Consider the following 22,856-nt stretch of genomic DNA (forward strand, 5'->3'; position numbering starts at 1 on the left):
ATTTCTTCAACAACTTCAACCACTTGCGCTTGCGATCTCTCGTAAGCGGGAGGCGAATTCTACAGCGTTACACGCTGCTGTCAACACCTCTTTTTCAACTTCCTTTTGGCTTCGATGAACTGAAGCAACTTGCTGCCGAAAACCGCATAACTCATTGTTTATCAAGGAGTTTTCCGTTTCGACTGCGCCGGAAGTGGGGCGAATTATAGGCTTCCAGAATCTGCCGTCAAGGCTTAATTACGCTTTTGTGGCAGAAGGCGCTTTTTTAGCAATAAGGTGAGGGATTCGACGCATTACCGGCGGCACCCGCATCAACAGAAGTAGCGCACCTATAGAAGCGTAGATGGCCCACTCCTTCAGATCCGCCCGCACTATCCATAGCATGTGCAGCAAACCGAGCCCAAGAATCACATAGACCAGACGATGCAGCTTCTTCCAGCGACTCCCCAACCGACGCTGGCTATAGCGGTTCGACGTGACAGCCAACATAAGGAGAGCAACAAACCCCAGCGCACCCACAATGATGTAGGGCCGCTTGCTCAACTCTACGCCGAGCTGCGACCAATCCAGCCCCAGGACAAACACACAATAGGCCGCCAGGTGCAGCACAACATAAGCAAAGCACCACAGCCCCAACTGTCGCCGCACCGCTATCCACCCCGCCCACCCGCTCAACTTCTGCAGCGGCGTCATAGCAAGTGTGATCAGCAATAAAATGAGCGTCCCCAAACCCAGGCGATCAACGAGCACCTTGCCTGGATCAGGCCCCAGCGCAGAACTCCACGCTTCATACAGCCAGAGCAATGGCCACACTGCTGCGGCTACAAACACGCCGGTGCGCCAGATGGGATAGCGCATCAGTAGTTCTTCCGCAGATCGAGGCCTGTATATAAAGAAGCGACCTCATCCGAATAGCCATTGAACATCTGCGTCTCGCGCACATTCGGACTAAACAGGCCGCTCGGCAGGCGGCGCTCCCGCGCCTGGGTCCAGCGCGGGTGATCGACCGTAGGATTCACATTCGCATAAAACCCATACTCATCGGCAGCAATACTCTGCCAAGTCGTTTTCGGCTGCTCACTGACCAGACTGATACGTACGATGGACTTCACACTCTTGAAGCCATACTTCCACGGCACCACCAAGCGCAACGGTGCGCCGTTCTGGTTAGGCAACTCCCGTCCGTACATGCCCACGGCGAGGATCGCCAACGGATTCATCGCCTCATCCAGGCGCAGCCCTTCCACATAAGGCCAGTCGATCAAGCCGAAACTTGAGCGTTGCCCAGGCATGCTCTTGGGATCCTGGAGGGTTTCAAAACGGATGTACTTGGCTTTGGAGGTTGGCTCGACCTGCTTGAGCAACGCCGAGATGGGAAAACCTATCCACGGAATCACCATGGACCATGCCTCGACGCAACGCAGGCGGTAGATGCGCTCTTCCAGCGCATAGGGTTTCATGAAGTCCTCCAGGGCATAGCGCCCAGGTTTTGCGACTTCACCATCAATCACCACACTCCAGGGCTGCGTCTTGAGCGAGCCCGCATTCGTTGCCGGGTCGCCCTTGCCTGTCCCGAACTCATAGAAGTTGTTGTAGTGAGTTGCATCCTTGAATGGCGTGATGGCCTCATCTTTGACCGTCACCGACTGCCACTTCGCATTCGGAAGTTTTTCCGTAAACCAGTTGGGCGCGCTGCCCGGCTCGACGTCGGCATACCGCGAAGCATCGCCGGCACTGGCCCAACGCGGCAAGCTGCTGGCGGCAATACCGGCAAGCGCACCACCGAGCAGGCTGCGGCGAGAGAGATAGAAGGATTCAGGCGTGACATCCGATTCGTGACAATCGGACGCTTTGGGTAATTTGATTAACATGGTAACTCCGCAGCGTTGGAGAACTGATGCACCAATAGACTGCGGAGTATGGGGGAAATTACATTAAGACAATGTTTTGTCCCGACGCAGACGCAACAAGTACTGAATCGGACCCGAAGCCGCGTAGGCCAGAAACGCCAGCAGCAGGATACGCGGCGGATCACTGAACACGACCGCGAACACCAGCACCACAACAAGGATGGCCACGAAAGGCACGCGCCCCTTGAGGTCAAATTCCTTGAAGCTGTTGTACTTGATGTTGCTGACCATCAGCATGCCGGCCGCTGCCACCATCAGGGCAACCAGGAACGACATCTTCGATCCCTGAATCCCGTAGTCACTGAACGCCCATACAATCCCCGCGACAACACCCGCCGCTGCCGGGCTGGCAAGGCCGATGAAGTAGCGCTTGTCGGCAGTCCCTACCTGGGTGTTGAAGCGCGCCAGGCGCAAAGCGGCACCCGCGACATAGATGAAGGCAACCATCCAGCCGACCTTGCCCATGTCACCCAATGCCCAGGCAAACGCCAGCAGTGCGGGGGCAACACCAAAGGCAACCATGTCCGACAACGAGTCGTACTCGGCGCCAAAAGCACTTTGAGTATTGGTCATACGCGCCACGCGACCATCCAGGCCGTCAAGCACCATGGCCACGAAAATTGCGATAGCAGCAAAGCCAAAGTATTTGCTGGCACTCGCCGCATCACCCGCCGCCAGCGCGCTCTGGGCACTCATGGAGTTGATGATGGAGTAGAAGCCGGCGAACAGATTCGCCGTGGTGAACAGGTTGGGCAGCAGATAGATGCCACGATGCCGGACCTTGCGGCCTTCGGCGTCATGCCCTTCTTCGACATGTTCATCGATCGGCAGCATGCTTTCGGCGTCGGAAGCCTGGTTTGGCTCTTCGGGACGTTCGCTCATGGACTTTACCTTGCAACGGTGTGAAAAAATTCGACAGATACTTGCAGCGAGTGTTCGCCTGCAAACGATGCAGCTTTATACCAGAACCAACCCCTCAAACGAAAAAACGCGGCCTAAGCCGCGTTTTCCCTTGATGCGTACGACTTAGTTCTTGGCTTTGTCGACGATCTTGTTGGCACCGATCCACGGCATCATGGAGCGCAGTTGCTCGCCGATGACTTCGATACCGTGAGCGGCGTTGTTACGACGCTTGGCGGTCATCGAAGGGTAGCCGGTAGCGCCTTCGCTGATGAACATTTTGGCGTATTCGCCGTCCTGAATACGTTTCAGGGCGTTGCGCATGGCCTGGCGGGACTCGGCGTTGATCACTTCAGGGCCGGTCACGTACTCGCCGTATTCGGCGTTGTTGGAGATCGAGTAGTTCATGTTGGCGATGCCGCCTTCGTACATGAGGTCAACGATCAGCTTCAGTTCATGCAGGCATTCGAAGTAGGCCATTTCCGGCGCGTAGCCAGCTTCAACCAGGGTTTCGAAACCAGCTTTTACCAGCTCAACGGTACCGCCGCACAGAACGGCTTGCTCACCGAACAGGTCGGTTTCGGTCTCGTCCTTGAAGGTGGTTTCGATGATGCCGGTACGACCGCCACCCACGCCAGCAGCGTAGGACAGTGCAACGTTCTTGGCATTGCCCGACGCATCCTGGTAGATCGCGATCAGGTCAGGGATACCGCCGCCTTTGACGAACTCGGAACGCACAGTGTGGCCCGGTGCTTTCGGCGCGATCATGATCACGTCGAGGTCAGCGCGTGGCACAACCTGGTTGTAGTGAATCGCGAAGCCGTGGGAAAAGGCCAGGGTGGCGCCCTTCTTGATGTTCGGCTCGATTTCGTTCTTGTACAGCGAAGACTGGAACTCGTCCGGGGTCAGAATCATGACCAGGTCGGCAGCCGCGACAGCAGAAGCAACGTCAGTCACTTTCAGGCCATGGGCTTCAGCCTTGGCGACAGTGGCCGAGCCTTTACGCAGGCCAACAGTCACGTCCACGCCGGAATCTTTCAGGTTGCACGCTTGGGCGTGGCCCTGGGAACCGTAGCCGATGATGGCGACTTTCTTGCCCTGGATGATCGACAGGTCACAATCTTTATCGTAATAAACTTTCATGAGGTTCCTCTATATATCCAGGCCGTAAGGCCATTCGCTAATTGGGTTAGATGCTGAGTACTTTGTCGCCACGGGCAATCCCGGTGACACCACTGCGTACGGTTTCCAGAATCGAGGCCGTCCCGATCGACTGGATGAAGCTGTCCAGTTTGTCGCTGGTACCGGTCAGTTGAACGGTATAAACGCTGGCGCTCACATCGACGATCTGCCCGCGATAAATATCGGTAGTGCGTTTGATCTCGGCGCGTTGGGCACCCGTGGCCTTGACCTTGACCAGCATCAGTTCGCGCTCGATGTGAGCGCTTTCCGACAGGTCGACCAGCTTGACCACTTCGATCAGCTTGTTGAGGTTCTTGGTGATCTGCTCGATCACCTCATCGTGGCCTACGGTGGTCAACGTCAGGCGCGACAGGGTCGGGTCTTCGGTCGGGGCCACGGTCAGGCTTTCGATGTTGTAGTTGCGTTGCGAAAACAGGCCGACAACACGAGACAGAGCGCCGGGTTCGTTCTCCAGAAGCAGGGAGATAATATGCCGCATGATTAAGTACGCTCCGTCTTGTTCAGCCACATGTCGCGCATAGAGCCGTCTTTGATCTGCATCGGGTAGACGTGCTCGCTGGTATCCACCTGAATATCGATGAACACCAGGCGGTCCTTCATGGCGAACGCTTCTTCCATCTTCGGCTTCAGATCTTTCAAATCAGTGATGCGAATGCCGACGTGGCCATAGGCTTCAACCAACTTGATGAAGTCCGGCAACGATTCCATGTAGGAATGGGAGTGACGGCTACCGTAGCTCATGTCCTGCCATTGACGAACCATGCCAAGCACGCCGTTGTTCAAGCAAACGATCTTCACTGGAAGACCGTATTGCAGGCACGTCGACAGTTCCTGGATGTTCATCTGGATGCTGCCTTCGCCAGTGACGCAAGCAACGTCGGCATCCGGGAAACTCAGTTTCACACCCATGGCCGCAGGGAAACCAAAGCCCATCGTGCCCAGGCCACCGGAGTTGATCCAGCGGTTAGGTTTGTCGAACTTGTAGTACTGCGCCGCGAACATCTGGTGCTGGCCCACGTCGGAGGTCACAAAGGCGTCGCCCTTGGTCACTTCGCACAGGGTTTCGATCACGGTTTGTGGTTTGATGATGCTGCCGTCGCCCTTGTCATAAGGGAACAGGCCGCGATCACCGCGCCATTCGTCGATCTGCTTCCACCAGCTGGCAACGGACTCCTTATTCGGCGTTTCGCCGATGTCCTTGAGTGCAGCGACCATTTCGGTCAGTACACTTTCTACAGGCCCCACGATTGGCACATCGGCCTTGATGGTTTTGGAGATGGACGCCGGGTCGATGTCGATGTGGATGATCTTGGCATTCGGGCAGAATTTGCTCGCGCCGTTGATCACTCGGTCATCGAACCGCGCGCCCACGGCCAGGATCACATCGGCGTGGTGCATGGTGAGGTTGGCGGTGTAGCTGCCGTGCATGCCGAGCATGCCGACAAACTGACGGTCCGAACCCGGGAATGCGCCGAGGCCCATCAGGGTGTTGGTCACCGGCAGGTTGAGCAGCTTGGCCAGCTCGGTGAGTGGCGCGGAACCGCCGCCCAGAATCACGCCACCGCCGGAGTACAACACGGGGCGCTTGGCCGCCAGGAGCATTTCTGCCGCCTTGCGGATCTGCCCCGAGTGCCCACGGACGGCCGGACTGTAGGAACGCAGCTTGGCTTTCTTGGGGAAAACGTATTCGAATTTTTCGGCCGGGTTGGTCATGTCTTTCGGGATATCGACCACCACAGGGCCCGGGCGACCGGACTGTGCGAGGTAGAACGCCTTTTTCATGACTTCCGGGATTTCCGACGCGTGCTTGATCATGAAGCTGTGTTTCACGATCGGCCGGGAAATACCGATCATGTCGGTTTCCTGGAAAGCGTCGGTGCCGACCATGGTGCTAGGCACCTGGCCAGAGATGATCACCATCGGGATGGAGTCCATATACGCAGTCGCGATGCCGGTAATGGCATTGGTTGCGCCTGGGCCGGACGTTACCAGTACCACGCCGGCTTTACCGGTGGCACGGGCGTAACCGTCAGCCATATGGGTCGCGGCCTGTTCGTGGCGAACCAGGATGTGGGTAACAGCCGGTTCCTTGAACAGTGCGTCGTAGACATGCAGCAGAGCACCACCTGGGTACCCGTAGATATAGTCGACGCCTTCGTCACGCAAAAAGCGGACGAGCATCTCACCGCCAGATAAAAGCTCCACGTTGTTCACCTCTAAAACGCCAGAATACCGTCCGTTAAAAAACCGACGGGTCTTAATAGGTTTACTTCTCAACAGAGCATGAGCGACGGTGGTCGCCGACTACGTCAGCACTGACTGAGCAAGTATTGGGATCGTCCCAAGTGTTGCGGGCTTTTCCCACCCAGCGCGAGGTAACGCGTTGCGGGTGTTACAGGTCGGCGCGGATGTGCGCCTCATGATCTGCTGAGCGGGCCTGCTTCTGGCAGTCCCGATACAGCGGACTTTGGATTCTTCTGTTTCACGCCCTTCAAGTCAAGCAATAATTGCGCTTTTTTCCAACTAAGCGCATGCGAACGCAGAAGAAAGGGCTTTGAGGAGGGATAAAACTCGCCTGAATGTCGTCAAGCGGTAGAAATGTGCGCAAGACTGCCGGAAAAACCGGCAGTCAGGCAATTAACGAGCGTCGGCGATCAATTGATCGAACTTTTTCAGCGCGTTACGCAAGCCGAGGCTCTCCCGCGGCCGGTCGGCGTAGACCATCTCGGCCATTTCCAGGATCCCCGACGCATTCGGCAAGGGCAGGTCCTGTTCCAGGATCTGCTTCATACGCGCGAGGAAGATCCACTGCAGCCACTGGTGGAAGTCCAGAGTATCGACAGAAAAGGGTTCGACACTGCTGAGGGCTTCAACACTGGGGGATACTTCATCCCACCAGCCCTGCACGCGCAGTTCGCGCTCGATCAGCAATAACTGCTCGGCAATCGCGGGAAAACGCGCATCCATCAGAGGCTGACCTTGGCTTTTTGCCGCGCCTGGGCGGCACCCGCTGCATCGCCCTGGGCGGCACGCGCATCCCCGATCAAGGCCCACAGGCTGGCTTGCAGGTCTGGGCGCCCATTGGCCAGGCTCAGGCCACGGCGAGCGAATTGCTCCGCCTGGGGTGCATCGCCCTGGGCCATGCGCACCTGGGCCAGGCGATAGAGCACTTGTGGCTCACGCGGCGCCACGCGCTGGGCACGTTCAAGGCTCGACGAGGCGCCATTCAAATCGCCACCCGCCTGCTGCTGCTGAGCGGTGGTGAGCAACGCCAGCACCGGGCCATCGAGTTGTTCGTCAGCCGACAACCCGCCCGCATTGGACGATGGCGGAATACCGCTCGGCGTCGAAGGCATGTTGTAGGTGCCCTGGTTGACCGGCGCAGTTTGAATCGGCGTGGAGTTCACCGGCCCGGAAGTGCTCGGGCCTGGCGTCCATGGCTCGGCACTGATAGGCGCCGAGGTTGCAGCCCCACTGCCGGGCACCATCACTACGACGCCGGAATCCTGGGGAATTGCCTGGGTTGCAGCCTGGGCAGGCCGTTTGACCACGGTCTGACGGAAGCCGCCATTGGCCGAAATGCGGTCGTTGTTGGAGACGGACGTGCTCGCGTCCACCACGGGTATAGAGCCGCGCTGCACGCTGGAGCAACCGCCGAGCAAAGCCAGAGCCGCAATCGCTGGAATCCACAACTTGTTCACTTGAAACCCTCTTTGCTTAATTCATCCAGCCCTTGACCCAATCCATCACCGATTCCGCGTCAGCAGGGGCACTGCCACCGCACGCAGGGCCGGGTGGTGGTTCGCTGCCGCGAATATACGGCATCTGCACCGCGCCCGGACAGTTGGCATCGGAGCCTTGGCCGGTGTGCGGATCAATCCAGGCCTGCACAATATTGTCCGGCTGCGGCATGTTGAGCGGCAACGGGTCAGCCTTGCGCATGAAACTGGTCCATACCTGCAGCGCGCCGGTGGCACCGGTGAACGGCGTCTTGCCATTGTCGTCGCGCCCCAGCCATACCACCGCCAGTACATCCTGGCCGAAACCTGCGAACCAGCTGTCGCGGGAGTCGTTACTGGTACCGGTCTTGCCCGCCAGGGTCAGGTTCGACGGCAGCACGCTGTAGACCGAACGCCCCGTACCCTCGCGCATCACGCGCTGCATGGCGTTCTGGATCAGGTAGATGGAGCCCGCGTCGAAGCGCTGCTGAATCTGGAACGGGTAACGCTTGAGCGGTTCGCCATCGGCGGTCAGCACACTGCGAATACCGCGCATCGGCGTATTGAAGCCACCATTGGCCAGGGTCTGGTACATGGTGGTCACTTCCATCGGCGTCATGGCCGCAGCGCCCAGGAGCATGGACGGGAACGCCGGGAATTCACGTTCGACTCCCAGTCGCGCCAGAGTCTTCAGCACGTTCGGCACACCCACTTCAAGCCCCAGACGCGAGGTCGAGATGTTGTAGGAATGCGCCAATCCTTGATACAGGAACACCGTGCCATGGGAACGGCGGTCGAAGTTCTTGGGCGTCCATACCTGGCCATCCGCGCCTTTGATCGACAGCGGGTCATCGGACAGCCAACTGGTCAGCGTGTACTTGCTGGGTTTTTCCAGTGCTGTGAGATAAACCGCAGGCTTGACCAGCGAGCCAATCGGCCGCACGGCATCCAGTGCGCGGTTGAAGCCGGCGAAACTGGCCTGGCGGCTGCCGATCATGGCCTGGACCTCCCCGGTTTCCGGGTTGGTCACAACCATTGCGGCCTCGACTTCATCCGAGCCCTTACGGCCAGTCAGGCGCTTGAAGGTGTCGTTGACCGACGCTTCGGCCTTCATCTGCAAGATGGGGTCGAAGCTGGTGAAGATCCGCAGCCCCTCTTCGGTCAAGTCTTCGTCGCGGTAGTCTTCGCGCAGTTGGCGCTTGACCAGGTCGATAAAGCCCGGGAATGAGCTATCCGCCAGCTTGCCGCGGGTTGTCACACCCAGTGGCATTTTCTTGGCAGCGGCCACCTGCTCAGCGGTGGCGACACCCTGCTGCTCCAATACATCGAGCACCAGGTTGCGCCGTTCAAGCGCACGCTCCGGGTTGCGGCGCGGGTTGTAATAGGACGGCCCCTTGACCATCCCCACCAGCAACGCGACCTGATGCAATTTCAACTCAGACAACGGCTGCCCGAAGAAGAACTGGCTGGCCAGGCCAAAACCGTGCACGGCGCGCTGGCCATCCTGACCGACGAATACCTCGTTGAGGTAAGCCTCGAGGATTTCCTGCTTGCTGTAATGCAGCTCCAGCAACATCGCCATCATGGCTTCGGTGAGTTTACGGGTCAGGCTGCGTTCGTTGGTCAGGTAGAAGTTCTTGACCAGTTGCTGCGTCAGCGTACTGCCGCCCTGGGTCATCTTGCCGCCGGAGGTATTGACCCAGATAGCACGGGCGATCGACTTCGGCGACACACCCCAGTGGCTATAGAAATCGCGGTCTTCGACAGCGACCAGGGTTTCCAGCAGATACGGCGGCACCTGATCGAGCTTGATCAGGATGCGATCTTCAAGATTCTTCGGATAAATACCGCCGATCAGCAACGGTTCAAGACGCACCACCGGCAGCTTGGAGCCATTGAGCGACGACAGCTCAGCCACATAGTCGCCAGAAAAACGCACGCGCACCGGCTGGGCTTTTTCCAGGCCTTCGTAGAACTGGAAGCCACGGGTGTTCAGGTCGACGGTATTACCGCTGACCGCCGCAGCGCCAGGGCCATTGCTCACGGGTTCGCGGCGGTAGCCCAGCGCATCGAGCTCGGTAAGGAAGTCATCCTTGCTCAGTTTCTGGCCAGAGAACAGCTCCAGCGGGCGTGCATACACCTTGGCCGGAATCGTCCAGCGCTTGCCGGAGAATTTTTCCTGCACCACGGCATCGAGGTACACCGCAAGGCCGGCGACCGCCACAAGGCCCACCAGGCCAAGCTTGATCACCCAGCCCAGCCAAGGGCGCGGGCCGCGGGAAGGAGGTTTTTTACGGGAACGGGGAGATCGGGTTCGAGTCATGGCGGCGGATTATACGCACTTTATTGATGATCAACATGAGCCGGACAGCGGTTTGCACGACTGGCATCAGCAGCCATAATGCCCCCCATGATTTTCCCCAGACTTTGAAGGATCGCCCGTGAGCCAGACCCTGATCGCTGCCCTGCAAAACCCGGCCTTGTACCCTCATCCGGTTGAAGCGTTTCAAGTCATCGAGACCCATATTTCCTGGGTGATACTGACGGGGCCCTACGCTTATAAGCTGAAGAAACCGATGAACTTCGGCTTCCTGGACTTCACCCACCTGGATGATCGTGGACATTTCTGCCGCGAGGAACTGCGCCTCAACCAGCGCCTGACCGAAGATTTGTATCTTGAAGTGTTGCCGATTACCGGCACTGCCGAGGCGCCGCAACTGGGTGGCGACGGCCCGGCCATCGAGTACGCGCTGAAAATGCGCCAGTTCCCGCAAAGCCAGATGCTCAGCACCCTGCAAGCCAACGGCGAACTGACCAGCGCGCACATCGATGAGATGGCCAAGCAGATCGCCCAGTTCCACCTCAACGCCCCCAAAGTCCCGCAAGATCACCCCGCCGGCACGCCGGAAGAGGTGATGGCTCCGGTACGCCAGAACTTTGACCAGATCCGCCCGTTCCTCAGCGACAAGGCCGACCTGACTCAGTTGGAGGCTCTGCAAGCCTGGGCTGAAAGCAGCTTCGAACGCCTCAAGCCTTTGCTTGCGCAGCGCAAGCTCGATGGCTATACCCGCGAATGCCACGGCGACATTCACCTGGGCAACGCCACGCTGATCGATGGCCGCGTGGTGATCTTCGACTGCATCGAGTTCAACGAGCCTTTCCGCTTTACCGACGTGTACGCCGACACCGCTTTTTTGGCGATGGACCTGGAAGATCGCGGCCTGAAATGCCTGGCACGGCGCTTCATAAGCCAGTACCTGGAATTGACCGGCGACTACCAGGGCCTGGAACTCCTGAACTTCTATAAAGCCTACCGTGCGTTGGTGCGCGCCAAGGTTGCGCTGTTCAGCATGCCGAGCGAAGCCAACCCGGTGCAACGCGCTAACACCCTGCGCCAGTACCGCAACTACGCCAACCTGGCGGAAAGCTACAGCACTATCCCCTCGCGCTTCCTGGCAATCACCCATGGCGTTTCAGCGGTGGGCAAGAGCCACGTGGCCATGCGCCTGGTCGAAGCCCTGGGCGCGGTACGCCTGCGTTCGGATGTAGAGCGCAAGCGCCTGTTTGGCGAACAACGGGTAGAGAACAGCCTGCAGGCCGGTATCTACAATCAAGACGCCAGCGCTGCCACCTACACACGTCTGAACGAGATTGCCGACACCGTGCTGCGCGCCGGCTACCCGGTGGTGCTGGATGCCACTTTCCTGAAACGCGCACAGCGTGACGCCGCCGCCCAGGTTGCCGAAGCCACTGGCGCGCCGTTCCTGATCCTCGACTGCAACGCCCCGCAAGCCGTTATCACCAGTTGGCTGGCACAACGTCAGGCGGATAAAAACGATCCGTCTGACGCCACACTGGCCGTTATCGAAGAACAACAAGCCAGTCGTGATCCGCTGACTGCCGAGGAGCTGCTGCTCAGCAAGCGTGTGGAGACCAATGAAAGCGGGACGCTCGACGCGTTGGTCGGGCATATCCGTCAGCACTTGCCGGGCCTGTAAGAAATATTTCTTGGTCGCGTCGTCGTCTTCGGCGCGCGACCCAGCGATAGTGGCACTATACTGGCTCCATAACGCCAGCCAGAGTCGCGATCATGAGTCAGCCAAAGCTTCTTGATACCCCGCTCTACGCCCTTCTGCACAAGGACGACATTCGCGGCTTCAACCAGGAGCGCCCTGAAAACGGCACGATCGACATGCGCGGTGGCGACTTTCGAGGGCTGGACCTGCGCGACCTGAACGCCACCGGCATTGACTTCACCGACGCCTATTTCCGCTCTGCCGACCTGCGTGGCCTGGACTTGCGTGGCTGCTCACTGGAAGGTGCCAGCCTGGCCCATGCGCAGATTTCGGGGGTTTATTTCCCGCCCGAACTCACGGCTGACGAAATACTCATGTCGGTCAATTTCGGTACTCGCCTGCGCTACCGCACCAAGTAACCCCACACACCGAGTTCCGGCCAGCCCCCCCTGCCTGCCGGGCACTTTGCGCCTGCCTGCGAGCAAGCGCCGTCGCGCCATCCTTATAAGCTTTTCAGCCCTTTCTGACCAAAGAACCACGCTTTTCCTACTGAGCGCTACACTCATTTTCAGGCTGCCTGGTCACGACACCCACCGCACCATTCGGCCAACGCAAGGAGGCTTGATGAACGATGAGCTGCAACACCTGAAAAACCTTGGCAAGACGTCAGCACAGTGGCTGCATGCGGTGGGCATCCACAGCGCGTCCGACTTGCGTCGGCTAGGGGCGGTCGATGCCTACCGAGCCGTGCGCACGCGCGGGTTTCGAGCTTCGAAGGTTCTGCTGTATGCCATTGAAGGGGCATTGATGGATGTGCACTGGAACGACATACCCACGGAGCGCAAGGAGGCATTGAACCGTCAGTTGGAAGCGATCTCAGTGCATCAGAAGAACTAGAGTGGCGCTCAAACCCAGTGTTGATGGGCATTACAAATGTGCGTTTGAGAAAACTGGATGACGCAGAAAAACAAATGTTGACTCTCAAATGAGAATCGTTATGATTATCACAACTGGTCGCGAGATCAGCCGATAACTGAAAGACCATTGGTTCGGACTCTCAGATTATCTCCTCATCAGGCTAATCACGGTTATTTGACCCGGCTCTTGCCGGGTCTTTTTTTGCCCGCGAATTAACCGGCCTTAACGCGCAATGATCAACGGATGCCCACGCTCCGGATGCGGCTGTACCAATACATCCAGACCGAATACAGCCTTCAGTGGCTCTGGTTGTAGGACTTTAGAGGGCGTATCCAACGCGTGGGGGCGGCCGTTTTCCAGCAACAGGATCCGGTCGCAGTAGCGCGCCGCCAGGTTCAAGTCATGCAGGATGACCAGCACCGCAGCGCCTCTGTCGGCAAAATGTCGGATAGCTTGCAAGGTAGTGTGTTGGTGCAGAGGGTCGAGCATTGATGTGGGCTCATCCAGCAGCAACGTCTGCCCTGCCTCACCCGGCCATAACTGCGCCAATACCCGTGCCAGGTGCACACGCTGCCGCTCGCCACCCGACAAAGCCAGGTAACTGCGGCCACTCAGGTGGCCTACATCAGCAGCCTGCAGCGCGGCGTTGATGATTTCGTCGTCGCGCACTCGCCCGGTCTGATGAGGCAAGCGGCCCATGCCCACCACTTCTTCGACACGAAAGGCAAAGTCCAGGGTGGAGGATTGCGGCAGCACCGCCAGGCGCTGGGCACGCTGCACACCGGTCATGTGCTTGAGCGCCTGCTGATCCAGCCAGACCTTGCCCTGATCCGGCTGCAACTCCCCGCACAGCGCCCCAAGCAAGGTACTTTTGCCGGCGCCATTGGGGCCCAGCACGCCCAGCACTTCGCCCGGCAATAGGTCCAAAGTGACATCGGCCAGAACAGTCTTACCACCGCGCCGGATCTGCAACGCTTCTACCCGCAACATCAGGCGCGCCCTCGTAACAATAAATAGAGGAAAAACGGCGCACCGATAAACGCAGTGACAATACCGATTGGCAGTTCCGCCGGCGCCAACGCCAGGCGCGCCACCAGGTCCGCAAACAACAGCAGGCTCGCGCCCGCCAACACCGAGGCCGGTAACAACACCCGATGATCCGGCCCCGCCAGCAGCCGCACCAGATGTGGCACCACCAACCCGACAAAACCAATCATGCCCGCCGCTGCCACTGCGGCGCCGACGCCCAGGGCCGTGCAGAAAACCAACTCGCGCTTGAGCCCTTCGACATCAATACCCAGATGGTTGGCCTCGGACTCCCCCAACAGCAGCGCGTTCAGCGCCTTGGCCCGGCGCGGCAGCCATAGCGCCACGCCCGCACTCACCAGCAGCAAGGGCCACAACCGCGAATAACTTGCGCCATTGAGGCTGCCCAGGTTCCAGAACGTCAGGGTGCGCAAGGTGGCATCGTCTGCCAGATAGGTAAACAGGCCCACGGTTGAACTGGCCAGGGCCGTCAGCGCGATACCGGCAAGCAACATCGTCGCGACATTGGTCTGGCCATTGCGACGCCCCAGGCGATAGACCAGTGCCGTGACGCCCAGGCCACCGAGAAATGCGCACAGCGACAACAGATACGGCCCGAAGGCATCCGGCAGCCCGCCAAAGAACGAACCACCGACAATCGCCACCGCCGCACCCAGCGCTGCGCCGCTGGACACGCCGACCAAGCCAGGGTCGGCCAGCGGGTTGCGGAACAACCCCTGCATCGCCACGCCCGACAACGCCAGCACACCGCCGACCGCCAGCCCCAACAGGGTTCGCGGCAGGCGAATCTGCCCCAGGATCAACTCGGCCTGCTCCAACCCCTGGGCCTCAATCGGTACGCCCATCAGCCTTAACGCAGCCCTGAGCGTGTCCACTAACGGCAGGCTGACGGGCCCCAGTGCCAATGAGAGCCAGATCGCCAATACACACAGCAGCGACAGCCCGATAAACAGCGTTTTTGGCTTAACCAGAGTGGTCATGGAGCAGGCTTAGGCTGGGACGGATAAAAACCGGCAGACAGTTTCTCCAGGCTTTGCGGCAGTCGGGGCCCAAGGCCGCCTACCAGCAAGGTCGGATCCAGTTCGAAGACACGGCCACTCTTGGCTGCCGGCGTAGAGGCAAGGATCGGATTTTCCTTGAACAAGGCTGCGCGCGCCGCGTCACCGGTCAAGGCGCGATCGGCAAATACCAGCACCTCAGGGCTCAACCCCGCCAGCGATTCGACGGAAAACGGCTTGTAGCCCACATGCGTGGCGAGATTACGCCCCCCAGCCTGCTGCAACATCCAGTCAGCAGCCGTGTCCTTACCCGCGATCAGCGGCTTGCCACCGGCATGGCCGAGCAGCAACAGCACGCCTGGAGCTTTTTGTGTGGCCTGGGCCTTGGCCACCCAATTTTTTTGCTGTGCCAGCGCCTGCTCATACTCGGCAAACAAGGCATTAGCCTGGTCCTCACTGCCGAGCAGTTTCCCCAAGTGTGCAAGGTTGCCTTTGAGCGTGGGCAAATCCGGCTGGGCCGAGAACATATCCACCTGCACCCCGGCACTGCGAATCTGCGCCAGCACCGGCGGTGGCCCCATTTCCTCCGTGCCCACAAGGATTTGCGGGCGCAGGCTGAGAATGCCTTCGGCCGACAACTGCCGCTGGTAACCAATGCTTGGCAAGGCCTTGAGCGAGGCGGGATGCTGACTGGTGGTATCCACTCCCACCAACTTCGATTCACCGCCCAGGGCCGTCACCCACTCCGACAGCGCCCCACCGGCACTCACCCAGCGTTGCGGCAGTTCAGAGGCGTGCGCCCCAGGGTTGACCAGCAGTGAGGCAACAAGCGCAATAGCGCTGGTACTCAGGCGCATAACAGGGTTTCCTTCCTAGGGCAGGGCCACTCAAGCACTCATTGATGTGACAGATAACCCCTGCCAGGCATCGTATTGAGCACCCAGTCAACTGACGGGCGAAGCGGGCATTTGATAATTGTTTGCATTTGAACGTCAAGGCACTTAAGGATTGAAATGAAGTTTCTCTGCACCTCAGGCGACCTCGCCCCCAACAGCAGCCGCGGTTTTGATATCGATGGCAACAGGCTGTTGGCGGTGCGTCGGGACGGCATTGCGTACTTCTATCTCAACCGCTGCCCCCATCGTGGCATCCCGCTGGAATGGCAACCTGATCGCTTCCTCGACGACAGCGCCAGCCTGATCCAATGCGCCACCCATGGCGCATTGTTTCTGATTGAAAGCGGCGAGTGCATCGCCGGGCCCTGCGCAGGCCAACACCTCACTGCCCTGCCCGGCCGTGAAGACGAACAGGGATTGTGGGTCGACCTCTAGTCGCCCAGCAGCACCTTCAGCCGACGCTCGACGTAAATCTCCTGAGGCGTGACGCGTACGCCGTAGGCCAGCACCTCCACACCTGCGGCCTTGGCCTCACGTAGCGCCGCCGCATAACCGGCGTCGATTTCCACCGCCGGGCGCACCGCGTCGATCCCCGACAGGTTCACGCAATACAGCTGCACCGCCCGTATACCGTCGCGCGCCAGGTGGGCCAGCTCACGCAAGTGCTTGGCACCGCGCTGCGTCACCGCGTCGGGGAAAGCCGCCACTGAGCTGCCATCAAAGCCCAGGGTGACGCTTTTGACCTCGACAAACGCAGCGCCCTGGGGGTAATCCAGGCGAAAGTCGATGCGGCTTTTCTCCTGGCCATAAGGCACCTCACGCTTCAACGCAGTAAAGCCGTTGAGCTCAGTGATCACACCGGCCAGCAAGGCTTCTTCCACCAACTGGTTGGCACGCGCGGTGTTGACGCACGCCAGCCGGCCCTGGGGCGTTTCGGCAATTTCCCACGTGCCCGGCAGCTTGCGCTTGGGATCCGTAGAACGGCTGAACCAGACCTGGCCACCTTCGACCATGCAGTTGAGCATCGAACCGGTGTTAGGGCAGTGAATGGTGAGCAACTCGCCGGTAACGGTTTCGATATCGGTGAGAAAGCGCTTGTAGCGGCGGATCAGCCGCCCTTCTTCAAGAGGAGGATTAAAACGCATCAGGCTTGCCAACTCCGCAAACCACGGGCAATCCGCTCCACCGCTTCTTGCAGCCGATCGAGGTTTTGCGTGTAGGCAAAACGCACATGGTGCCCCGCCTGGTAGCGGCCGAAATCCAACCCGGGCGTAAAGGCCACATGCTCGGTTTCGAGGAAATGACGGCAAAACGCGAAGGCATCGCCGCCGAACGCGCTGATATCGGCATACAGATAAAAGGCTCCTTCGGGCTCCACGGCGATACCGAACCCCAGCTCACGCAGAGCCGGCAGCAGGAAGTCACGGCGGCGACCAAATTCGGCACGGCGCTGCTCCAGAATCTCCAGGGTTTGCGGGGTGAAACAAGCCAAGGCGGCATGTTGGGCCATGCTTGGCGCACTGATGTAGAGGTTCTGGGCCAATTTTTCCAGTTCACCCACCGCCTCAGGGGGCGCCACCAGCCAACCGAGGCGCCAGCCGGTCATGCCGAAATACTTCGAAAAACTATTCAGGACAAAGGCGTCATCATCAACTTCCAGCACGCTGGCGGCGTCGGCGCCGTAGGTGAGGCCGTGATAAATCTCGTCGACCACCAAGTGACCGTTGCGCGCCTTGATGGCGCCCGACAGCCCAGCCAACTCGTCCCGGGTGAGGATCGTGCCGGTGGGGTTGGCGGGCGACGCCACCAGTGCGCCGACACTGTCCTGGTCCCAATGCCTGGCCACCAGATCGGCGGTCAACTGGTAGCGTACGTCTGGGCCGACCGGCACCAACTGCGCCGCGCCTTCCACAAGGCGCAGGAAGTGTCGGTTGCAGGGGTAGCCTGGGTCCGCAAGCAGCCAGTGCTTACCCGGATCCACCAGCAAACTGCTGGTCAGCAATAACGCGCCGGAGCCACCGGGGGTGATCAGAATGCGCTGCGGGTCGATGCTCAAACCGTAGCGTTGCTGGTAGAAACCACTGATGGCTTCGCGCAACTCCGGCAAGCCGCGGGCGGCGGTGTAACGCGTCTTACCGTTTGCCAACGCCGCTTGGCCGGCCTGGATGATCGGTTCGGCGGTGGTGAAGTCCGGCTCGCCGATTTCCAGGTGGATCACGTCGTGACCGGCGGCCTGCAGCTCATTGGCACGCGCCAGTAACGCCATGACATGAAAAGGTTCGATGGCGCGACTACGCGCACTGTAGGGCTGAGCCATTAGCCTTCCTTAGACGGTGAGGACAAAATCTGGATTCTACCGAACCCTCACGGTAAAACATGCTCTATTGCCTGATTGGGGCTGCAAGTGCACCCTGCGCGCGCTCGTAAAACAGCTAAAATCAACATTCGAGGCGATACATACCCAGTCATGGCGGGCTGCTGCAGTTTGCAACCCCTTTGCCTTGGGCCTCGACAACCGGGAGTAGCGCACCCTGAATCTATCTGGTAAGTTCGCCCGCTTGCAGCCGCAGGGCCGGCAGGTGTCGGTGACGTTGCAATCCTGCGCAATGGATTAGAAGAGTGAGAGGCGGTCTATTCATGTCCACCCAAGCAAAGCAACAGCAGACTCAAGGCCTCGGCGGCTTCGAACCCTATGTCGAAAAAAAGGGCGAGGAGTACATGGGCGAGCCCATGCGCGAGCACTTCACCAAGATCCTCAACAAGTGGAAACAGGACTTGATGCAGGAAGTCGACCGTACGGTTGACCATATGAAGGATGAAGCGGCCAACTTCCCTGACCCGGCCGATCGCGCCAGCCAGGAAGAAGAGTTCGCCCTCGAACTGCGCGCCCGCGATCGCGAGCGTAAGTTGATCAAGAAGATCGACAAGACCCTGCAACTGATCAAAGACGAAGAATACGGCTGGTGTGAATCCTGCGGCGTCGAAATCGGTATTCGCCGACTGGAAGCCCGCCCAACCGCGGACCTGTGCGTAGACTGCAAGACTTTGGCTGAAATCAAGGAAAAACAGGTCGGCAAGTAACTTTGCCGAGTTGAACGAATGGAGCGTGCGAACGCTCCATTTTTGTTTCTGGCGTTTACCGGTTATGCAGTAGTATCCGGCCCATGACAGCCTCTACCTATATTGGGCGTTTCGCCCCCACACCCAGCGGCCATTTGCACTTCGGCTCCCTGGTTGCCGCCCTCGCCTCCTACCTCGATGCACGCGCCCACCACGGCCGTTGGTTGATGCGCATGGAAGACCTTGACCCTCCCCGTGAAGAGCCCGGCGCTCAGGCAGCGATCCTGCATGCGCTGGAAAGCTACGGCTTTGAATGGGATGGCGAACTGGTTCGCCAGAGCGAGCGGCATGATGCCTACGCTAAAGTCCTCAACGACCTGTTCAACCACGGCCTGGCTTACGCCTGCACCTGCTCGCGCAAGCAATTGGAGCCCTACAACGGGATTTACCCAGGCTTGTGCCGCAATGCCGGCCACCAACAGCAGGATGCCGCGATCCGCCTGCGCGTGCCCGAGTTGGAATATCACTTTGTCGACCGCGTCCAGGGCGAGTTCCGGCAACATCTGGGTCGCGATGCCGGCGACTTCATCATTCGTCGGCGCGATGGCCTCTACGCCTACCAACTGGCGGTGGTGCTCGACGACGCCTGGCAAGGTGTAACCGATATCGTACGCGGCGCCGACCTGCTCGACTCCACGCCGCGCCAGCTTTACTTGCAAGAACTGCTCGGCCTGCGCCAACCCCGCTACTTGCACGTGCCGCTGATCGTGCAGCCAGACGGCAACAAGCTGGGCAAGTCCTACCGCTCTCCACCGTTGACAGCCGACCAAGCCACGCCTTTGCTGCTCAGAGCGCTGCGTGCCCTTGGCCAACAGCCCGACGCGCAGTTGCAGTACGCCAGCCCACGAGAACTGCTGGATTGGGGCATTGCACACTGGGACGCCACCCGCATCCCACGCACACTGACCCTGGCCGAAGCGCAATTGAGTTGAAGGCGCTTGCAGGTTGCCCATCATCCGTTAACATCGCGGCAGATTTTTAATCAGAGGCCAACATGTACATCTATCGTTTGGTCCTGCTGCTGGTCGTCGGGATCTACCTGTTCTCCCCCGCCATCATGGATTGGTGGATCGACGCCACGGGCGCCTGGTATCGCCCTTATCTGCTATGGCTGATCCTGATCGTCGTGACCTTCATCCTGCAGAGCCAAAAAGATGCCGATGAGCTTTAGTCTCACCCAGATGCTGCTGATCAGCGCCGCCTACCTGGCTGCGTTATTCGGCGTGGCCTGGATCAGTGAGCGCGGAATGATTCCGCGGGCGATCATTCGCCATCCGTTGACCTACACCTTGTCCCTGGGCGTCTACGCCAGTGCCTGGGCGTTCTACGGCACGGTGGGGCTGGCCTATCAGTACGGCTACGGCTTTCTCTCCAGTTACCTGGGGGTGTCCGGCGCGTTCCTGCTGGCGCCGGTGCTGCTGTATCCGATCCTGAAAATCACCCGGACTTACCAACTGTCCTCCCTGGCAGACCTGTTTGCCTTTCGCTTTCGCAGCACCTGGGCCGGCGCGCTGACCACGATCTTCATGTTGATCGGCGTGCTGCCGTTGCTGGCCCTGCAGATCCAGGCGGTGGCCGACTCCATCAGCATCCTGACTCGCGAGCCCGTGCAACATCGGGTTGCCCTGGCGTTCTGCGCGCTGATCACCTTGTTCACCATCTTCTTTGGCTCTCGCCATATCGCCACCCGTGAGAAACACCAGGGCCTGGTGTTTGCGATTGCCTTTGAGTCGGTCATCAAGCTGATCGCCATCGGCGGCGTCGGCCTTTATGCGCTTTACGGCGTGTTCGACGGGCCGCAACAGCTGGAGCTGTGGCTGCTGCAAAACCAGACCGCCCTTGCCGCCTTGCATACGCCCTTGCAGGAGGGACCATGGCGTACGCTGCTGCTGGTGTTCTTCGCCTCGGCGATCGTGATGCCGCACATGTACCACATGACCTTCACCGAGAACCTCAACCCGCGCTCGCTGGTTAGCGCCAGCTGGGGCTTGCCGCTGTTCCTGCTGCTGATGAGCCTGGCGGTGCCGCTGATCCTGTGGGCCGGCCTGAAACTGGGGGCCACCACCAACCCTGAGTATTTCACCCTGGGCATCGGTATTGCCGCCAACAGCCCGGCTCTGGCGCTGCTGGCCTATGTCGGGGGGTTGTCGGCCGCCAGCGGGCTGATCATCGTTACCACCCTGGCACTCTCGGGCATGGCGCTCAACCACTTGGTACTGCCGCTGTACCAGCCGCCAGCCGAGGGTAATATCTACCGTTGGTTGAAATGGACCCGACGCGCGCTGATCGTCGCGATCATCATGGCCGGCTACGCGTTTTATCTGCTGCTGGGCGCCGGGCAAGACCTGGCCAACCTCGGCATCGTCGCGTTTGTCGCCACCTTGCAGTTCCTGCCGGGCGTGTTGTCGGTGCTGTACTGGCCGACCGCCAATCGCCGGGGCTTTATTGCCGGGCTGCTGGCAGGGATCCTGGTGTGGACCGTGACCATGCTGCTACCGCTGGTCGGCAACTTGCAGGGCTTCTATATCCCGTTGCTGAACATGATTTACGTGCTGGACGACACCAGTTGGCACATGGCTGCCATCGCCTCGCTGGCCGCCAACGTACTGATGTTTACCCTGATCTCGCTGTTCACCAACGCCAGCGCCGAAGAAACCAGCGCCGCCGAAGCCTGCGCGGTGGATAACGTGCGCCGCCCGCAACGCCGCGAACTGCATGCGGCCTCGCCCCAGGAGTTCGCCACACAACTGGCCAAGCCCCTGGGTGCCAAGGCCGCACAAAAGGAAGTTGAACAGGCGCTGCGCGACCTCTACCTGCCATTTGACGAGCGCCGCCCCTATGCCCTGCGCCGCCTGCGTGACCGTATCGAAGCCAACCTGTCCGGGTTGATGGGGCCGAGCGTGTCCCAGGACATGGTGGAAACCTTCTTGCCCTACAAGGCCGGTGGCGAAAACTACGTCACCGAAGACATCCACTTCATCGAAAGCCGGCTGGAGGATTACCACTCGCGCCTCACGGGCCTGGCCGCCGAACTCGATGCCCTGCGCCGTTACCACCGCCAGACTCTGCAGGAACTGCCGATGGGCGTGTGTTCCCTGGCCAAGGACCAGGAAATACTGATGTGGAACAAGGCCATGGAAGAACTCACCGGCATCGCCGCCCAGCGGGTGGTGGGTTCGCGCCTCAATACTCTGGGCGATCCCTGGAAAGAGCTGCTGCAGGGTTTCATCAACCTGCCAGACGAGCACTTGCACAAACAGCACTTGGCCCTCGACGGCCAGACCCGCTGGCTCAACTTGCACAAAGCGGCCATCGACGAGCCCCTGGCGCCGGGCAACAGCGGCCTGGTGCTGCTGGTAGAAGATTTGACCGATACACAGATGCTCGAAGACAAGCTGGTGCACTCCGAACGCCTGGCCAGCATTGGGCGCCTGGCGGCCGGCGTGGCTCATGAAATCGGTAACCCGATCACCGGTATCGCCTGCCTGGCGCAAAACCTGCGGGAAGAGCGTGAAGAAGACGGGGAAATCACCGAAATCAGCGGGCAAATCCTTGAACAGACCAAGCGGGTTTCACGCATCGTCCAGTCGCTGATGAGCTTTGCCCACTCCGGCGCCCATCAGAATCAGGACGAAGCGGTGTGCCTGGCCGAAGTGGCCCAGGATGCCATTGGGCTGTTGGCCTTGAACCGGCGCAATTTCGAAGTACAGTTCTTTAACCTGTGCGACCCGGACCATTGGGTCGATGGCGACTCACAACGCCTGGCCCAGGTGCTGATCAACCTGCTGTCCAACGCCCGCGACGCGTCGCCGGCCGGCAGTGCTGTACGCGTCAAGAGCGAGGCTTTCGAGCACACGGTCGACCTGATCGTGGAAGACGAAGGCAGCGGCATCCCACAGAACATCATGGACCGATTGTTCGAACCCTTCTTCACCACCAAGGACCCCGGTGAAGGTACCGGTCTGGGCCTTGCACTGGTCTATTCCATCGTTGAAGAGCATTATGGACAAATCACCATCGACAGCCCGGCTGACACACAAAGCCAACGCGGCACCCGTATCCGGGTGACCTTGCCGCGTCATGTCGAAGCGACGTCCGCTGTGAACTGAGACCGTCGAGAGAATTGAAT

At 59.7% G+C, this 22,856-nt stretch carries 23 protein-coding genes; 9 read left to right on the forward strand and 14 right to left on the reverse strand.

The window, feature by feature from the left end; translation table 11 throughout:
* The coding region (locus tag GIV35_RS06910) for a hypothetical protein (protein WP_236489264.1) at positions 1–209 on the forward strand (209 nt) is incomplete at its 5' end.
* Between the two features lie 28 nt (positions 210–237).
* On the opposite strand, the gene msrQ is transcribed toward GIV35_RS06910, so the two are convergent.
* From msrQ to mrcB, 9 genes are all read right to left on the reverse strand, one after another.
* On the reverse strand, positions 238–858 hold the full coding sequence (msrQ, locus tag GIV35_RS06915) for a protein-methionine-sulfoxide reductase heme-binding subunit MsrQ (protein WP_105228478.1): 621 nt from the start codon (positions 856–858) through the stop codon (positions 238–240).
* The gene (gene msrP, locus GIV35_RS06920; RefSeq protein WP_034127028.1) at positions 858–1,871 is read right to left on the reverse strand and encodes a protein-methionine-sulfoxide reductase catalytic subunit MsrP; all 1,014 of its coding nucleotides are present in this window, start codon (positions 1,869–1,871) and stop codon (positions 858–860) included. The genes msrQ and msrP overlap by 1 nt, the downstream gene beginning before the upstream one ends.
* A gap of 63 nt (positions 1,872–1,934) precedes the next feature.
* A complete protein-coding gene (pssA, locus tag GIV35_RS06925; protein WP_014719927.1) occupies positions 1,935–2,792 on the reverse strand; it encodes a CDP-diacylglycerol--serine O-phosphatidyltransferase in 858 nt (285 codons plus the stop codon).
* 144 nt (positions 2,793–2,936) lie between these two features.
* Positions 2,937–3,953 (reverse strand): ketol-acid reductoisomerase, encoded by a 1,017-nt coding sequence (ilvC, locus tag GIV35_RS06930; protein WP_003194132.1) that lies wholly within the window; start codon positions 3,951–3,953, stop codon positions 2,937–2,939.
* Between the two features lie 46 nt (positions 3,954–3,999).
* Positions 4,000–4,491, reverse strand: a complete 492-nt coding sequence (ilvN, locus tag GIV35_RS06935; RefSeq protein ID WP_003176102.1) for an acetolactate synthase small subunit — start codon at positions 4,489–4,491, stop codon at positions 4,000–4,002.
* 2 nt (positions 4,492–4,493) lie between these two features.
* A complete protein-coding gene (locus GIV35_RS06940; protein WP_014719928.1) occupies positions 4,494–6,218 on the reverse strand; it encodes an acetolactate synthase 3 large subunit in 1,725 nt (574 codons plus the stop codon).
* A 432-nt stretch (positions 6,219–6,650) separates the two neighbouring features.
* On the reverse strand, positions 6,651–6,980 hold the full coding sequence (locus tag GIV35_RS06945) for a YqcC family protein (protein ID WP_057975454.1): 330 nt from the start codon (positions 6,978–6,980) through the stop codon (positions 6,651–6,653).
* Entirely contained in the window at positions 6,980–7,714 is a 735-nt protein-coding gene (locus GIV35_RS06950; protein WP_105228480.1) for a tetratricopeptide repeat protein, read from the reverse strand. Before GIV35_RS06950 ends, GIV35_RS06945 begins: the two co-directional genes overlap by 1 nt.
* Before the next feature lie 16 nt (positions 7,715–7,730).
* Positions 7,731–10,055, reverse strand: coding sequence for a penicillin-binding protein 1B (gene mrcB / locus GIV35_RS06955; RefSeq protein WP_198863007.1), 2,325 nt, complete (start codon positions 10,053–10,055; stop codon positions 7,731–7,733).
* A 118-nt stretch (positions 10,056–10,173) separates the two neighbouring features.
* On the opposite strand from mrcB, the gene GIV35_RS06960 reads away from it, so the two are divergent.
* The 3 genes from GIV35_RS06960 (at position 10,174) to GIV35_RS06970 (ending at position 12,645) form a co-directional block, all read left to right on the forward strand.
* Positions 10,174–11,730, forward strand: a complete 1,557-nt coding sequence (locus GIV35_RS06960; protein WP_223023229.1) for a bifunctional aminoglycoside phosphotransferase/ATP-binding protein — start codon at positions 10,174–10,176, stop codon at positions 11,728–11,730.
* A 92-nt stretch (positions 11,731–11,822) separates the two neighbouring features.
* Positions 11,823–12,167 carry a pentapeptide repeat-containing protein gene (locus tag GIV35_RS06965; protein ID WP_236264318.1) on the forward strand — a complete coding sequence of 115 codons (345 nt, stop codon included), beginning with the start codon at positions 11,823–11,825 and terminating at the stop codon, positions 12,165–12,167.
* A gap of 205 nt (positions 12,168–12,372) precedes the next feature.
* On the forward strand, positions 12,373–12,645 hold the full coding sequence (locus GIV35_RS06970) for a TfoX/Sxy family protein (RefSeq protein WP_003194139.1): 273 nt from the start codon (positions 12,373–12,375) through the stop codon (positions 12,643–12,645).
* Between the two features lie 243 nt (positions 12,646–12,888).
* On the opposite strand, the gene GIV35_RS06975 is transcribed toward GIV35_RS06970, so the two are convergent.
* Genes GIV35_RS06975 through GIV35_RS06985 form a run of 3 tightly spaced genes read right to left on the reverse strand, consistent with a single transcriptional unit; the run spans position 12,889 to position 15,568 of the window.
* Positions 12,889–13,656 carry a heme ABC transporter ATP-binding protein gene (locus GIV35_RS06975; RefSeq protein ID WP_072448359.1) on the reverse strand — a complete coding sequence of 256 codons (768 nt, stop codon included), beginning with the start codon at positions 13,654–13,656 and terminating at the stop codon, positions 12,889–12,891.
* Positions 13,656–14,693, reverse strand: coding sequence for a FecCD family ABC transporter permease (locus GIV35_RS06980; RefSeq protein ID WP_105228490.1), 1,038 nt, complete (start codon positions 14,691–14,693; stop codon positions 13,656–13,658). The genes GIV35_RS06975 and GIV35_RS06980 overlap by 1 nt, the downstream gene beginning before the upstream one ends.
* The gene (locus tag GIV35_RS06985) at positions 14,690–15,568 is read right to left on the reverse strand and encodes a heme/hemin ABC transporter substrate-binding protein (RefSeq protein ID WP_223023228.1); all 879 of its coding nucleotides are present in this window, start codon (positions 15,566–15,568) and stop codon (positions 14,690–14,692) included. Before GIV35_RS06985 ends, GIV35_RS06980 begins: the two co-directional genes overlap by 4 nt.
* A 156-nt stretch (positions 15,569–15,724) precedes the next feature.
* Here GIV35_RS06985 and GIV35_RS06990 point away from each other — a divergent pair, with 156 nt between their 5' ends.
* Positions 15,725–16,042 (forward strand): Rieske (2Fe-2S) protein, encoded by a 318-nt coding sequence (locus GIV35_RS06990; RefSeq protein WP_105228494.1) that lies wholly within the window; start codon positions 15,725–15,727, stop codon positions 16,040–16,042.
* Here GIV35_RS06990 and sfsA read toward each other — a convergent pair.
* Together sfsA and GIV35_RS07000 are read right to left on the reverse strand one after the other, a co-directional pair.
* Positions 16,039–16,752, reverse strand: a complete 714-nt coding sequence (gene sfsA, locus GIV35_RS06995; RefSeq protein ID WP_014719939.1) for a DNA/RNA nuclease SfsA — start codon at positions 16,750–16,752, stop codon at positions 16,039–16,041. The genes GIV35_RS06990 and sfsA overlap by 4 nt on opposite strands.
* Positions 16,752–17,924 (reverse strand): pyridoxal phosphate-dependent aminotransferase, encoded by a 1,173-nt coding sequence (locus GIV35_RS07000; RefSeq protein WP_236264319.1) that lies wholly within the window; start codon positions 17,922–17,924, stop codon positions 16,752–16,754. Before GIV35_RS07000 ends, sfsA begins: the two co-directional genes overlap by 1 nt.
* A 320-nt stretch (positions 17,925–18,244) precedes the next feature.
* Here GIV35_RS07000 and dksA point away from each other — a divergent pair, with 320 nt between their 5' ends.
* The 4 genes from dksA to GIV35_RS07020 all read left to right on the forward strand — a co-directional run bounded on the left by dksA (position 18,245) and on the right by GIV35_RS07020 (position 22,836).
* The gene (dksA, locus tag GIV35_RS07005) at positions 18,245–18,688 is read left to right on the forward strand and encodes an RNA polymerase-binding protein DksA (protein ID WP_003194150.1); all 444 of its coding nucleotides are present in this window, start codon (positions 18,245–18,247) and stop codon (positions 18,686–18,688) included.
* Positions 18,689–18,771: 83 nt separating this feature from the next.
* On the forward strand, positions 18,772–19,659 hold the full coding sequence (gene gluQRS / locus GIV35_RS07010; RefSeq protein ID WP_198715324.1) for a tRNA glutamyl-Q(34) synthetase GluQRS: 888 nt from the start codon (positions 18,772–18,774) through the stop codon (positions 19,657–19,659).
* Positions 19,660–19,721: 62 nt separating this feature from the next.
* A complete protein-coding gene (locus tag GIV35_RS07015) occupies positions 19,722–19,898 on the forward strand; it encodes a hypothetical protein (protein WP_003176118.1) in 177 nt (58 codons plus the stop codon).
* Positions 19,882–22,836, forward strand: coding sequence for a sensor histidine kinase (locus GIV35_RS07020; protein ID WP_003194154.1), 2,955 nt, complete (start codon positions 19,882–19,884; stop codon positions 22,834–22,836). Before GIV35_RS07015 ends, GIV35_RS07020 begins: the two co-directional genes overlap by 17 nt.
* The last annotated feature ends 20 nt before the right edge of the window (positions 22,837–22,856 follow it).

Origin of the sequence: Pseudomonas sp. PA-1-6B (genome assembly GCF_021609545.1) — a bacterium.
Classification (GTDB): Bacteria; Pseudomonadota; Gammaproteobacteria; order Pseudomonadales; family Pseudomonadaceae; genus Aquipseudomonas; species Aquipseudomonas fluorescens_BV.

Bases quoted from the DNA above. Each gene is read 5' to 3' on its own strand.
- GIV35_RS06945 (WP_057975454.1), bottom strand. From the start codon at position 6,980: ATGGATGCGCGTTTTCCCGCGATTGCCGAGCAGTTATTGCTGATCGAG.
- gluQRS (WP_198715324.1), top strand. From the start codon at position 18,772: ATGACAGCCTCTACCTATATTGGGCGTTTCGCCCCCACACCCAGCGGC.
- GIV35_RS07020 (WP_003194154.1), top strand. From the start codon at position 19,882: ATGCCGATGAGCTTTAGTCTCACCCAGATGCTGCTGATCAGCGCCGCC.
- GIV35_RS06985 (WP_223023228.1), bottom strand. From the start codon at position 15,568: ATGCGCCTGAGTACCAGCGCTATTGCGCTTGTTGCCTCACTGCTGGTC.
- sfsA (WP_014719939.1), bottom strand. From the start codon at position 16,752: ATGCGTTTTAATCCTCCTCTTGAAGAAGGGCGGCTGATCCGCCGCTAC.
- dksA (WP_003194150.1), top strand. From the start codon at position 18,245: ATGTCCACCCAAGCAAAGCAACAGCAGACTCAAGGCCTCGGCGGCTTC.
- GIV35_RS07015 (WP_003176118.1), top strand. From the start codon at position 19,722: ATGTACATCTATCGTTTGGTCCTGCTGCTGGTCGTCGGGATCTACCTG.
- GIV35_RS07000 (WP_236264319.1), bottom strand. From the start codon at position 17,924: ATGGCTCAGCCCTACAGTGCGCGTAGTCGCGCCATCGAACCTTTTCAT.
- mrcB (WP_198863007.1), bottom strand. From the start codon at position 10,055: ATGACTCGAACCCGATCTCCCCGTTCCCGTAAAAAACCTCCTTCCCGC.
- GIV35_RS06965 (WP_236264318.1), top strand. From the start codon at position 11,823: ATGAGTCAGCCAAAGCTTCTTGATACCCCGCTCTACGCCCTTCTGCAC.
- ilvC (WP_003194132.1), bottom strand. From the start codon at position 3,953: ATGAAAGTTTATTACGATAAAGATTGTGACCTGTCGATCATCCAGGGC.
- GIV35_RS06975 (WP_072448359.1), bottom strand. From the start codon at position 13,656: ATGTTGCGGGTAGAAGCGTTGCAGATCCGGCGCGGTGGTAAGACTGTT.
- GIV35_RS06980 (WP_105228490.1), bottom strand. From the start codon at position 14,693: ATGACCACTCTGGTTAAGCCAAAAACGCTGTTTATCGGGCTGTCGCTG.
- msrQ (WP_105228478.1), bottom strand. From the start codon at position 858: ATGCGCTATCCCATCTGGCGCACCGGCGTGTTTGTAGCCGCAGCAGTG.
- pssA (WP_014719927.1), bottom strand. From the start codon at position 2,792: ATGAGCGAACGTCCCGAAGAGCCAAACCAGGCTTCCGACGCCGAAAGC.
- GIV35_RS06990 (WP_105228494.1), top strand. From the start codon at position 15,725: ATGAAGTTTCTCTGCACCTCAGGCGACCTCGCCCCCAACAGCAGCCGC.
- GIV35_RS06970 (WP_003194139.1), top strand. From the start codon at position 12,373: ATGAACGATGAGCTGCAACACCTGAAAAACCTTGGCAAGACGTCAGCA.
- ilvN (WP_003176102.1), bottom strand. From the start codon at position 4,491: ATGCGGCATATTATCTCCCTGCTTCTGGAGAACGAACCCGGCGCTCTG.
- msrP (WP_034127028.1), bottom strand. From the start codon at position 1,871: ATGTTAATCAAATTACCCAAAGCGTCCGATTGTCACGAATCGGATGTC.